General features: G+C 53.0%; 10 protein-coding genes. 6 read left to right on the forward strand and 4 right to left on the reverse strand.

What is annotated here, in order from left to right:
• Nucleotides 1-2: 2 nt before the first annotated feature.
• Nucleotides 3-497, reverse strand: a complete 495-nt coding sequence (gene lrp, locus Q3H59_RS13460) for a leucine-responsive transcriptional regulator Lrp (protein WP_006118610.1) — start codon at nucleotides 495-497, stop codon at nucleotides 3-5.
• A 521-nt stretch (nucleotides 498-1,018) separates the two neighbouring features.
• Between lrp and trxB the strand changes: the two genes are divergently transcribed.
• From trxB to infA, 5 genes are all read left to right on the forward strand, one after another.
• On the forward strand, nucleotides 1,019-1,984 hold the full coding sequence (trxB, locus tag Q3H59_RS13465; RefSeq protein WP_309835319.1) for a thioredoxin-disulfide reductase: 966 nt from the start codon (nucleotides 1,019-1,021) through the stop codon (nucleotides 1,982-1,984).
• Nucleotides 1,985-2,129: 145 nt separating this feature from the next.
• Nucleotides 2,130-3,899: a heme ABC transporter permease/ATP-binding protein CydD gene (locus Q3H59_RS13470; protein ID WP_217547090.1), complete on the forward strand. Its 1,770-nt coding sequence runs from the start codon at nucleotides 2,130-2,132 to the stop codon at nucleotides 3,897-3,899.
• Nucleotides 3,899-5,629, forward strand: a complete 1,731-nt coding sequence (locus Q3H59_RS13475; RefSeq protein ID WP_309835322.1) for a heme ABC transporter ATP-binding protein/permease CydC — start codon at nucleotides 3,899-3,901, stop codon at nucleotides 5,627-5,629. The genes Q3H59_RS13470 and Q3H59_RS13475 overlap by 1 nt, the downstream gene beginning before the upstream one ends.
• 33 nt (nucleotides 5,630-5,662) lie before the next feature.
• Nucleotides 5,663-6,355: a leucyl/phenylalanyl-tRNA--protein transferase gene (aat, locus tag Q3H59_RS13480; protein ID WP_222181727.1), complete on the forward strand. Its 693-nt coding sequence runs from the start codon at nucleotides 5,663-5,665 to the stop codon at nucleotides 6,353-6,355.
• Between the two features lie 346 nt (nucleotides 6,356-6,701).
• On the forward strand, nucleotides 6,702-6,920 hold the full coding sequence (gene infA, locus Q3H59_RS13485) for a translation initiation factor IF-1 (protein WP_002211347.1): 219 nt from the start codon (nucleotides 6,702-6,704) through the stop codon (nucleotides 6,918-6,920).
• 90 nt (nucleotides 6,921-7,010) lie between these two features.
• On the opposite strand, the gene clpA is transcribed toward infA, so the two are convergent.
• Both clpA and clpS read right to left on the reverse strand, forming a co-directional pair.
• Complete coding sequence (clpA, locus tag Q3H59_RS13490; RefSeq protein ID WP_064740732.1) at nucleotides 7,011-9,290, reverse strand: ATP-dependent Clp protease ATP-binding subunit ClpA; 2,280 nt, start codon at nucleotides 9,288-9,290, stop codon at nucleotides 7,011-7,013.
• Between the two features lie 55 nt (nucleotides 9,291-9,345).
• A complete protein-coding gene (gene clpS / locus Q3H59_RS13495; RefSeq protein WP_007887621.1) occupies nucleotides 9,346-9,666 on the reverse strand; it encodes an ATP-dependent Clp protease adapter ClpS in 321 nt (106 codons plus the stop codon).
• 323 nt (nucleotides 9,667-9,989) lie between these two features.
• Here clpS and cspD point away from each other — a divergent pair, with 323 nt between their 5' ends.
• Nucleotides 9,990-10,217 carry a cold shock-like protein CspD gene (gene cspD, locus Q3H59_RS13500; protein WP_007887624.1) on the forward strand — a complete coding sequence of 76 codons (228 nt, stop codon included), beginning with the start codon at nucleotides 9,990-9,992 and terminating at the stop codon, nucleotides 10,215-10,217.
• Between the two features lie 92 nt (nucleotides 10,218-10,309).
• Here the strand turns inward: cspD and Q3H59_RS13505 are convergent, their stop codons facing one another.
• A complete protein-coding gene (locus tag Q3H59_RS13505; RefSeq protein WP_309836707.1) occupies nucleotides 10,310-11,950 on the reverse strand; it encodes an ATP-dependent endonuclease in 1,641 nt (546 codons plus the stop codon).
• Nucleotides 11,951-11,993 lie beyond the last annotated feature (43 nt).

The following is an 11,993-nucleotide window of genomic DNA, read 5'->3' on the forward strand; positions in this document are numbered from 1 at the left end:
CACTACCGGGTTTTGATCACCAGACGATTGCTCTGTTTGACCTCTTCCATCACCACGTAAGTTCGGGTGTCGTTTACGCCCGGCAGACGCAGCAAGGTCTCACCCAGCAATTTACGATAAGCGGACATATCCGGTACGCGGGTTTTCAGCAGGTAGTCAAAATCACCGGAAACGAGGTGACATTCTTGAGTTTCCTCAAGTTTTTGCACGGCGGCGTTAAATTGTTCAAACACATCTGGCGCACCACGATTCAGAGTAATCTCAACGAAAACCAGCAGTGAAGCATCAAGATAATGCGGGTTGAGCTGCGCGGTGTAGCCCAGAATGAAGCCTTGACGCTCGAGGCGGCGCACGCGCTCAAGACATGGAGTTGGCGATAATCCAACACGTTTGGAAAGCTCGACATTAGAAATTCGACCGTCTTTCTGCAGTTCATTCAGAATATTTCTGTCGATACGATCTAAATCTTTTCCGGGGCGTTTCTTATTGTCTACCATTATTATTGTCTCTCTTAATTCCTTCCCTTAACCTGCCACACCCTGAAAACGCTCATTGTTCAGGGCCTTACTGAAGTGAAGACCATAAGCCTGTGCAGTAACGCGTCCATCCGTATGACGCATGTTGTCTGTCCACATCATGCGTCACTACCAATGTCAGGCTGAGTTTATTCGGCTAAAAAGCCCAAAACAGAAATGAAATTCTGTTTTGAATCGCTAAATATTCTCTGCTTCTCCCAATGTTTTCGCAAAAGCGCAGGCGATTGTCAAAGTAAAACATCCAAATTCAGTACAAGATGCCAGATAGAGTTCTGGGTTGCTGTTTTTAAATGAGAATTTTTATGCTGCTGCACCACTAATTGCCGAGCATTGCCCCCTTTTGGCGCAACGCGCGTGCAAAACTTGCACTCATCGTCTACGCCGCTCGCAGTGATTGTTAACAAAATTGCTGGAGCCTTTTTTTGCGGCGTTAATTTCCCTACAATCAAAAACTATGTTGTCAGAAAAAAATTGAGGAACGCATGAGTACGGCCAAACACAGTAAGCTGCTCATTCTGGGCTCCGGCCCTGCCGGTTATACTGCTGCGGTATATGCAGCGCGCGCTAACCTGAATCCGGTGTTAATTACCGGACTGGAGAAAGGAGGTCAGCTCACCACCACCACCGAAGTGGAGAACTGGCCAGGCGATGCAAACGATCTGACTGGCCCAGCGTTGATGGAGCGCATGCAGGAGCATGCTGAAAAATTCAACACCGAGATCATTTTTGACCACATTCATACCGTCAATTTGCAGAACCGTCCGTTCCGTCTGGTCGGCGACAGCGGTGAATACACTGCTGATGCGTTGATCATCGCCACTGGCGCATCGGCACGTTATCTCGGATTGCCATCAGAAGAAGCGTTCAAAGGCAAAGGCGTCTCTGCTTGTGCGACCTGCGACGGCTTCTTCTACCGCAATCAGAAAGTTGCCGTCATTGGTGGCGGTAACACTGCCGTTGAAGAAGCGCTTTATCTGGCTAATATTGCTGCAGAAGTGCATCTGATTCACCGTCGCGACAGTTTCCGCGCTGAGAAAATCCTTATTGACCGTCTGATGGAAAAAGTGCGCAATGGCAACATCGTGCTGCACACCGACCGCACGCTGGATGAAGTGGTTGGCGATCAAATGGGCGTGACGGGCTTGAAACTGCTGTCTACCAAAGGTGAAGCGGCTGAATCACTGGACGTCGCTGGTTTGTTTGTCGCCATCGGCCACAGTCCAAATACCGCAATTTTTAATGGTCAGCTGGATTTGGAGAATGGCTACATCAAAGTGCAGTCTGGTTTGCACGGCAACGCCACGCAAACCAGCATCCCAGGCGTGTTCGCTGCCGGCGATGTGATGGATCATATTTATCGTCAGGCCATTACCTCTGCCGGTACCGGCTGTATGGCGGCGTTGGATGCGGAACGCTTCCTCGATGGACTGGTTAAAAACGATAAGTAAGTTGTTAATAACCTGATCATAATCGCTAAAAGGCGGCCAGTTTTGGTCGCCTTTTTTGTTACCTGCGTGCTACAGTTCACGCGCCCGATATTGCTGGGTTTTCATCCGGGATTCACATCTCTTTTGAGTTACCAAACGGCATCGCATGAACAAATCACGGCAACAAGAACTTCTCCGCTGGCTCCGTCAGCAACGTCATCACGGTGCGCGCAACTTACGTGCGGCTTCGCTGCTGGGTTTTGCTGGCGCATTGGTCATTATCGCCCAAGCCTGGTTACTGGCTTCGCTGCTGCAAAATCTGCTTGTCGCACAGCAACCGCGCGCATCACTGCTCACCGATTTTCTGTTGCTGCTGCTGTGCTTTGTTTTGCGCGCCGGATTGCATTACGCCCGCGAAATGGCAGGACATCGCGCCGGCGTTGCCATTCGCCGTGCGCTGCGTCAGCAGGTTCTGGATCGACTCAATGTGCTCGGTCCCGCCTGGATTCAAGGTAAGCCAGCAGGCAGTTGGGCTACGCTGCTGCTCGAACAAATCGAAGAGATGCAGGAATACTACGCGCGGTATCTGCCTCAGATGTCGCTGGCACTCTTTATTCCGTTAGCCATATTGATCGCCATTTTTCCAATTAACTGGGCGGCGGGATTGATTCTGCTGGTCACCGCGCCACTGATTCCCCTATTTATGGCGATGGTTGGCATGGGCGCTGCAGATGCCAATCGCCGCAACTTTGTTGCTCTCGCCCGGCTAAGTGGTGATTTTTACGATCGTCTGCGTGGACGTGAAACGCTGCGCCTGTTCTATCGCGCTGCGGCAGAGCAAGAAGCAATTGCCGCCAGCACCACCGATTTTCGGCAACGTACCATGGAAGTATTACGCCTGGCGTTTCTCTCATCTGCCGTGCTGGAATTTTTTGCCTCACTGGCGATTGCTGTCGTCGCGGTCTATTTCGGTTTTTCTTATCTCGGCGAACTGAATTTTGGTCATTACAGCACCGGCGTAACGCTGTTTGCTGGTTTCCTGGCACTTATTCTGGCGCCTGAATTTTTCCAGCCGTTGCGCGACTTAGGCACCTTTTATCACGCCAAAGCGCAAGCGATTGGCGGAGCTGATGCGCTGGACCAGTTTCTACGCGAAAGTCCCGATCCACACGAAGAGCATGCTTCTCGCGAGCTTTCTCTCACTACACCGCTGCATATTCAGGCTCTGAATTTGGTGGTCATGACTGCTGGCGGTGAAGCGCTCTCTCAATCGCTCAATTTCACTCTCGATACTGGTAAACGTGTAGCGCTGGTAGGACAAAGCGGTGCAGGCAAAACCGCGCTGATGAACGTCTTGCTGGGTTTCCTGCCTTATCAAGGTTCACTGCAGGTTAATGGGCAGGAGCTGCGTGATATCAACCGCGATAGCTGGCAACAATATATTGCCTGGGTTGGCCAAAATCCGCATTTACCCGCGCAAACGCTACGCGAAAACCTGCTGCTTAATAGCCCCATTGATGACGCGACGCTCATGTCGGTTCTGCAGCGCGCGGGCGTTGACGAGTTTTTAGATCGTCTGCCAAACGGATTAGATACTCTTTTAGGCGATGGCGGCGTGGGGCTTTCCGTCGGTCAGGCGCAGCGTATTGCCGTGGCGCGTGCGCTGCTTAAACCGGCACAACTGCTATTGCTTGATGAGCCCGGTTCTGGGCTGGATAGCCAAAGTGAGCAACATGTTATCCGCGCACTGCAGCAGGCGGCCACCCAGCAGACCACGCTGATGATCACGCATCAACTCAACGAGCTCCCTAGCTGGGATGAAGTGTGGGTGATGCAGGCCGGGCAACTGGTGCAACAAGGTCCCTGGCAGCAGCTGATTGAACAAGATGGACCTTTGCGTGAAATGGCGCAGCATCGTCAGAAGGAGATCGCATAATGAATAATTTGTTGCCTTTCCTGCGTCTGTTTAGCCGTCATCCATGGCGTTTGGGACTTGGCATCATTCTCGCCATTATCACTTTGCTTGCCAGTATCGGATTGCTGACTTTATCCGGCTGGTTCCTTGCCGCCTCTTCGCTGGCGGGCGTAGCGGGACTTTATACGTTCAACTATATGTTGCCCGCTGCCGGCGTGCGAGGCGCGGCGATCACGCGCACGGCTGCACGTTATTTTGAGCGCCTCGTGAGCCACGATGCCACCTTCCGCGTGCTGCAACATTTGCGCGTATTCACCTTCAGCAAAGTCATCGCCCTATCGCCGGAACAGCTGGCTCGTTTTCGTCATGGCGAATTGCTCAACCGTTTTGTCAGCGACGTGGATACACTCGATCATCTTTACCTGCGTGTGATCTCGCCGTTAATCGGTGCAGCGGTGGTAATTGTGGTGGTCACCTGCGGTTTGGCGCTGCTGGATGTACCGTTAGCTTTGCTGCTCGGCGGTATGATGCTTTTGACGCTGTTGCTCATGCCGCCGCTGTTTTGGCGGCTTGGCACCTCAGCCGGACACCAAATCGCCCAGCATCAGGCCAACTGGCGCATGCAGTTGACGCACTGGATTACTGGCCTGTCTGAGCTGAAAATTTATGGTGCAGCACAACAGTGGCGCGACCAACTTGATAGCGATGAACAGAAGTGGCAACAGGCGCAACGCAGACAACATTGCCTGCAGGCGCTGGCGCAAAGTCTGTTGCTGGTCATCAGCGGCGCGACGGTTACGCTGTTGCTATGGATTTCCGCGAATGGCGTGGGTGGAAACAGTTCGCCGGGCGCATTGATCGCGCTGTTTGTGTTCTGCGGACTGGCGGCGTTTGAAGCGCTGGCCCCGGTTGCCGGAGCGTTTCTGCCGCTGTCGCAGGTGACCAGCGCCGCTAAGCGGGTACAGGAAATCATTGAACAGCCCGCCGCGATCCGTTTTCCCAGCGCAAAAATCATTAGCCCATCAGGTATCAGCCTGAAAATGGAAAACATCCGCTTCAGCTATCCGCAGCGCCCCGAACCGGTGTTGCAGCATTTTTCCCTATCGTTAAATGCAGGTGAGCATTTGGCGCTGCTCGGTCCAACCGGCTGCGGCAAATCCAGTCTGCTGGCGCTGATTACCCGCGGTTGGGAAGCGCAGCAAGGTTCAATTAGCCTCAACGATAGCGATCTCACCACCTGGGATGAAGCTTCGTTGCGTAGCCGAATTAGCGTGGTAACACAGCGCGTGCATCTGTTCAGCCAAACGCTGCGCGACAATCTCCTGCTGGCAAAACCCGATGCCAGCGATGAGCAACTGGTTGATACGTTGAACAAGGTGGGTCTGGCCCATCTCGCCGAACACAGCGAAGGATTGAATGCGTGGATGGGCGACGGCGGTCGACCGTTGTCCGGCGGCGAACTGCGTCGTCTGGCGATAGCACGAGCCCTGCTGCATGATGGCGATTTGTGGCTGCTGGATGAACCTACCGAAGGTTTGGATGCCAGCACCGAGCAGCAAATTCTGGCGTTATTGCAACACGTCACCCGCGGCAAAACGCTGATTATGGTAACGCATCGCTTAAGTGGTTTAGACGCCATGGACCGCATTTGCGTTATGGATCAGGGACAAATTATCGAATCCGGTTCGCACGCCGAATTAATCTCAAAAGCAGGCCGCTACTGGCGTTTCCATCAGCGCTTTACGCTATAGTCTTAGCCAACAGCCCTGAGTGTGATTGATGCAATGAGACTGATACAGCTTTCACGAGATTCATTAAATTTCCCACCACCGGAAATGGCGCTGCGCGAGCCCAATGGATTATTGGCGATGGGCGGCGATCTCTCCCCTGCCCGCCTGATGAATGCTTATCAGCGAGGCATTTTTCCGTGGTTTTCTCCTGGCGATCCGATTCTCTGGTGGTCGCCGGATCCCCGCGCGGTCATGCTGCCAGAATCTTTCCATCTCAGCCGCAGTATGGCGCGCTTCCATAAGCGCTCACCGTATCGCGTCACCATGAATCATGCGTTTCCGCAGGTGCTGGAAGGCTGCGCCAGCGGCCGTCAGGAAGGGACATGGATCACTTTCGAAGTGAAACGTGCGTGGTTGCGGTTGTACGAACTGGGCCATGCACATTCGATTGAAGTCTGGTGCGAGCAGCAACTGGTCGGCGGGATGTATGGCCTGGCGCTGGGGCAAATTTTTTGCGGTGAATCGATGTTCAGCCGTCAGGAAAATGCCTCGAAAACCGCGCTCTGGGTATTCGCACAACATTTTCAGGCGCATCAGGGCCGGCTGATTGATTGTCAGGTGCTGAATCCGCATACCGCTTCCCTCGGTGCGGTGGAAATTCCTCGCGTTGATTATCTGCAGTACGTGCAAACGCTGGCGTGGCAACCGGTTTCCGAGAGTTGCTGGCACACACAAACCCTTTTTTGACATCGGTCACCGATGTTTTGCACACAATTCCCGACAAAAGTGATACAATAAGCGAGTTTGGTATGTCGTCCGCGCTTCGCTGTGGCGAGCCGGAATTGCCAGGTTGGGAATCTCACACATTTCCCGAAGCTGTTTTGATTGTGCAACTGATGCCGATTGCTACAGATTCTTAGCCCGCTAATCCCCCGCAGACGTCAAAAAACACCCTAATTTATCCGTACTGCACGCGCAACGGCGCGACGCACGGCGAAGCGTTGGCAAAATCATCAACGGTTCTTTACATAAATCATGGAATTCGGCATTATCTTGCCGGTTCAACAGTTTGGTAGTACACCCAGAGGATTCGATGGCCAAAGAAGACAATATTGAAATGCAAGGTACCGTACTGGATACGTTACCGAACACCATGTTCCGCGTAGAGCTTGAAAACGGGCACGTGGTTACCGCTCATATCTCCGGTAAAATGCGCAAAAACTATATCCGCATCCTGACGGGCGACAAAGTGACTGTCGAGTTGACCCCGTACGACCTGAGCAAAGGCCGCATTGTCTTCCGTAGTCGCTAAGTAGATATTTCTATCTCGCGCTGATTGCACAAACTTAGCGCAAAAAAAAGGCCGGATTCGCATCCGGCCTTTTTCATATCTGCAAAACGCTTAGTGTACTGTACCTTCGGTTTTACGTTTTTCCGCACTCAGGAAGTGGTAAGTAAGCTGGTTTTTATCTTTATCCAGCGCTACTGATACCGATCCACCATCAACCAGCGAACCAAACAGCAGTTCATTCGCCAACGGTTTCTTCAGATTTTCCTGTACGGCACGTGCCATCGGACGCGCACCCATCGCTTTATCGTAGCCTTTATCAGCCAGCCAATCGCGCGCATCATCGCTCACTTCCAGCGATACGCCCTTCGCATCCAGCTGAGCCTGCAACTCGACGATAAACTTATCCACTACCTGATGAATCACTTCCTGAGACAGGTGACGGAACCAGATAATGTTGTCGAGACGGTTGCGGAACTCTGGGGTAAAGATCTTTTTGATCTCTTCCATTGCGTCTGTGCTGTTGTCCTGATGAATCAGGCCAATCGACTTACGTTCAGTCTCACGCACACCGGCGTTGGTGGTCATCACCAGCACCACATTGCGGAAATCTGCTTTACGGCCGTTGTTATCGGTCAGCATACCGTTGTCCATTACCTGCAGCAGCAAATTGAAGACATCCGGGTGCGCTTTCTCGATCTCATCCAGCAGTACCACAGCGTGTGGATGTTTAATCACCGCATCAGTCAGCAAACCACCCTGATCGAAGCCAACGTAGCCCGGAGGCGCACCAATCAAACGGCTGACGGTGTGACGTTCCATATACTCGGACATATCAAAACGCAGCAGCTCGATACCCAGCGCTTTTGCCAGCTGGACGGTAACCTCTGTTTTACCGACACCGGTTGGGCCCGCAAAAAGGAAGGAACCGACCGGTTTACGATCCTGGCCCAAACCTGCACGGCTCATTTTGATCGCTTCAGTCAGTGCTTCAATCGCATTATCCTGACCAAACACCAACATTTTCAGGCGATCGCCGAGATTTTTCAGCGTATCACGATCGGTTTGTGACACGCTCTGCTCAGGAATACGCGCAATACGTGCCACCACCGTTTCAATATCCGAAACGTTAACGGTTTTCTTACGCTTGCTGACGGGCACCAGACGCGCACGCGCACCGGCTTCGTCAATCACGTCAATCGCTTTATCCGGCAGATGACGATCGTTGATGTACTTCACCGCCAGCTCCACTGCCGCACGCACCGCTTTGGCGGTATAACGCACGTCATGGTGCGCTTCGTACTTCGGTTTCAAGCCGTTAAGAATTTGCACGGTCTCTTCCACAGAAGGCTCGGTGATATCGATCTTCTGGAAACGACGCGCCAGCGCACGATCCTTCTCAAAAATGTTGCTGAATTCCTGATAGGTCGTTGAACCCATCACGCGAATTTTGCCGCTGGAGAGCAACGGTTTAATCAGGTTCGCCGCATCCACCTGGCCACCCGATGCCGCACCGGCACCGATAATGGTATGAATTTCATCAATAAACAGGATGCTGTTACTGTCCTGCTCCAGCTGTTTCAGCAGCGCTTTGAAGCGTTTTTCAAAATCACCACGGTATTTGGTACCCGCCAGCAGCGAACCGATGTCGAGTGAATAGATGGTGCACTCTTTCATCACTTCCGGTACGTCGCCCTGCACAATGCGCCAGGCAAGCCCTTCGGCAATCGCGGTTTTACCCACGCCCGATTCCCCCACCAGCAGCGGGTTATTCTTACGACGACGGCATAACACCTGAACAGTACGTTCCAGCTCTTTATCGCGGCCGATCAGCGGATCGATTCCGCCGACACGAGCAAGCTGATTAAGATTGGTGGTGAAGTTTTCCATACGATCCTCCCCGCCTGCTTGCTCTTCGTTAACCGGATTCTCCGCATTGTTCTGCGGCTGGCCGGGTTCGTCTTTACGCGTACCATGGGAGATGAAGTTCACCACATCGAGACGGCTCACTTCGTGTTTGCGCAGCAGATAAGCCGCTTGCGACTCCTGCTCGCTGAAAATCGCGACCAGCACGTTCGCGCCTGCGACTTCACTGCGACCGGAGGACTGGACGTGGAATACCGCGCGCTGCAGCACACGCTGGAAGCTGAGCGTAGGTTGGGTATCGCGCTCCTCTTCACTGGCAGGCAGCACCGGCGTGGTTTGTTCGATGAAGGCTTCGAGTTCCTGACGCAGAGCCACGATATCCACCGAACAGGCTTCCAGTGCCTCTCTGGCCGACGGGTTACTGAGCAATGCCAGCAACAGATGCTCGACGGTCATAAACTCATGACGGTGCTCGCGCGCTCTGGCGAAAGCCATGTTTAAACTGAGTTCCAGTTCTTGATTGAGCATTTGGCACCTCCCCCAATTATCGCTCTGACAACCTATCTCCTATATGGAGATGGCTTCAGGCTTTTTCTAGCGTACACAGCAACGGATGTTCATTATCTCGTGCGTAATTGTTCACCTGGGCTACTTTGGTCTCCGCCACTTCTGCAGTGAATACACCACAGATTGCTTTTCCATGGTAGTGAACTTTCAACATCAGCTGCGTTGCACGTTCAATATCATAAGAAAAGAACTTTTGCAGAACGTCAATAACAAATTCCATAGGTGTATAATCGTCATTATTCAGAATGACTTTATACATTGAAGGCGGCTTTAACCCTTCGCGTACTTTATCTTCGGCTAGATGTTCAAAATTAAGCCAGTCGTTTGTGTTTGCCATAATGTTCCGTCGAAATTCTGCGTTACGGTTGTGCACATCTCTGCGCCCATTCCTAAAGTTTAACATGCCTGTCAAGCCGGTTTTCAGTTGATAAAAACTGGCCCTAAAAGCACATGCGCGACCTGTATCACAAAATTTGCAATAGCGTTAACTGCCTCAAATTTTGATGAATTTATCCCCGTCCGCCAGGGCCGTTTGCTTGACGGTAAGGTCCGTTTCTCTACATTCTACTAACACAAGCTGATTGAGTTTTAAACAAACTCGACTCACAGCTTCGATGACCTCACCTACTTATCAAAATGTCTTGCGAGGGAAGTAAAAGCATGGAGACGGGTACAGTAAAATGGTTCAATAACGCCAAAGGCTTCGGGTTTATCTGTCCGATTAGCGGCGGCGACGATATCTTCGCACACTACTCCACGATTCAGATGGAGGGATACAGAACGCTGAAAGCTGGCCAGCAGGTTCAGTTTGATGTCCATGAAGGACCAAAAGGCAATCATGCCAGCCTGATCGTGCCCTGTGAAGCCACGCAAGCCGCGGTCGCTTAACGCGCATGCTGTTTCACGTATTCTGACCACTCCCGAAAAAAAATGCCAGCCGCAGACGCTGGCATTTTTATTTGGCGCATCTCACCCTTTCCTCAATCCGCCCGGCCGCGAGCCAACCACATCACGCGCGCAAACAGCTGATCCAGCAACGGCGGAATCGCCTGTGGCCCGCGTTCAGCCGCAGCCATCGCGACGGCAATCGCCAGCTCAGGTTTCGAGCTGTGCTGAATAGCTTTACTAATAATACGCCGCGTGTTCATCGGCGCGTTTAACGGCAGGTGCGCCGTCTGGTAATAAACATCGCTGAAACCCTGCTTATAGAGAAAATGTTCAATATCCGGTGCCGGAAACTGCGTGAGATGATCGCTTTCCCGTGACGCCGACGGTAGCTGGCTGCGGGCAGTCGCCGCATATTTGCTGCCCGCCTGGTCGCCGTCGGTCAGCACATGCCAGGCGATGCCCATGCGTTGGGCGAACTTCAGCAGCGGTTTCAAGCCCGATTGCGCAAACTCAATGACTTTCACTCCTTCCGCCGCGAAGTGATAGCCACGCTGCCGCGCCAGTTCATTGATAATCCACACTTCGGTCTCGCCTTCCACCAGCAGCCAGCAGCGGGCAAACAGCGCCGAAGGACGATTCACGCGGATGTGGAAACCGATACGGCGACTCTCTTCAGCGCTTAAACCTTCTGGCCCAATGCGCCATGCCGCCACCCGCGCGGGTTCACGCACCAGCCGACACATATTTTCCAGTGGCACCTGCGACAGCAGTTCACCCGAGTTGGTGGTGGCGATTTTCTGTAGCGGCATCAGTTCCAGTAAATTCCACGCCACCGACAGCATAATGGGATGCAGCCGCGTCTCCGGATCTTCCACCAGCAGCAGCGGATGCGCACCCGCCGGCAGCGGCTCGTTGCCGTGCGCCTGAATCAACAGCGAGAACATGCGCAGCAGAATCACCTGACGACTGCGTGATTCGGTGCCGGCAATCAGGTGATTAAGTTTATCCAGCGATCGCCAGCCTTCGCTGCCATCGCGAACTTCCGGTGCCACGCGCGGCGCGCTGCTGCCTGACTGCTGCACCAGAAAATAGTGTTCCAGCAGCTGCTGCATAGTATGCAATCCCTGACGCAGCAGATCGTCACTCAGCGTTTGCGGGCGCACCACCAAATCGCGCGTCAGCTTTTCCACTTCCTGCGCCAATGCCGTCAGCGTCGTCGCACGCCGCTCCGCATCGTTATCAGCATGGCGGTTACGACGGCCAAAACGCGCATCGCGTAAACGCAATACCGGATAATAAGCGCGCAGATGTGCCAACGCTGCGTCGGTGCCTGCTGTAGGCAACACATCGTTATGCTGATCGATGAAACGCCAGCTGGTTTTTACACCCTGATCCTGACGTTTAGCACGCGTGCTGAAACGGATATAGCGGCCATGCTCATCGTGCTGCCAGAAAGGCTGAAACAACGCATTCTCATCATCGCTCTGGGCACGAAAACGAAATACCAGCTGCAACTGGCGCATGCGGGCATCAATGTCGCCGGGCGGGAAGTGAAAGTCGTGTTCGGTAAACTGATAAGGCTCGGCGGCGGGCGCCAGCAACAGCGTCAATGCATCGAGCAGGCTCGATTTACCCCAGGCATTTTCCCCAATCAATACATTGGTGTTGGTCAACGGCAATGACAGCCGATTAATACCGCGAAAACCGTGAATATCGATATGTTCCAGAATCATCATACATTCCATCTGCTACTTTGCCTGAGCATGGTCCGCCACG

This window comes from Pantoea sp. SORGH_AS_0659 (assembly GCF_031453915.1).
In the GTDB taxonomy this organism is placed as follows: Bacteria; Pseudomonadota; Gammaproteobacteria; order Enterobacterales; family Enterobacteriaceae; genus Pantoea; species Pantoea leporis.

What these genes read in the sequence shown, in the direction of transcription:
- trxB (WP_309835319.1), top strand. Translation starts at nt 1,019, where the DNA reads ATGAGTACGGCCAAACACAGTAAGCTGCTCATTCTGGGCTCCGGCCCT.
- Q3H59_RS13475 (WP_309835322.1), top strand. Translation starts at nt 3,899, where the DNA reads ATGAATAATTTGTTGCCTTTCCTGCGTCTGTTTAGCCGTCATCCATGG.
- aat (WP_222181727.1), top strand. Translation starts at nt 5,663, where the DNA reads ATGAGACTGATACAGCTTTCACGAGATTCATTAAATTTCCCACCACCG.
- clpS (WP_007887621.1), bottom strand. Translation starts at nt 9,666, where the DNA reads ATGGCAAACACAAACGACTGGCTTAATTTTGAACATCTAGCCGAAGAT.
- cspD (WP_007887624.1), top strand. Translation starts at nt 9,990, where the DNA reads ATGGAGACGGGTACAGTAAAATGGTTCAATAACGCCAAAGGCTTCGGG.
- infA (WP_002211347.1), top strand. Translation starts at nt 6,702, where the DNA reads ATGGCCAAAGAAGACAATATTGAAATGCAAGGTACCGTACTGGATACG.
- clpA (WP_064740732.1), bottom strand. Translation starts at nt 9,290, where the DNA reads ATGCTCAATCAAGAACTGGAACTCAGTTTAAACATGGCTTTCGCCAGA.
- Q3H59_RS13470 (WP_217547090.1), top strand. Translation starts at nt 2,130, where the DNA reads ATGAACAAATCACGGCAACAAGAACTTCTCCGCTGGCTCCGTCAGCAA.
- lrp (WP_006118610.1), bottom strand. Translation starts at nt 497, where the DNA reads ATGGTAGACAATAAGAAACGCCCCGGAAAAGATTTAGATCGTATCGAC.
- Q3H59_RS13505 (WP_309836707.1), bottom strand. Translation starts at nt 11,950, where the DNA reads ATGATTCTGGAACATATCGATATTCACGGTTTTCGCGGTATTAATCGG.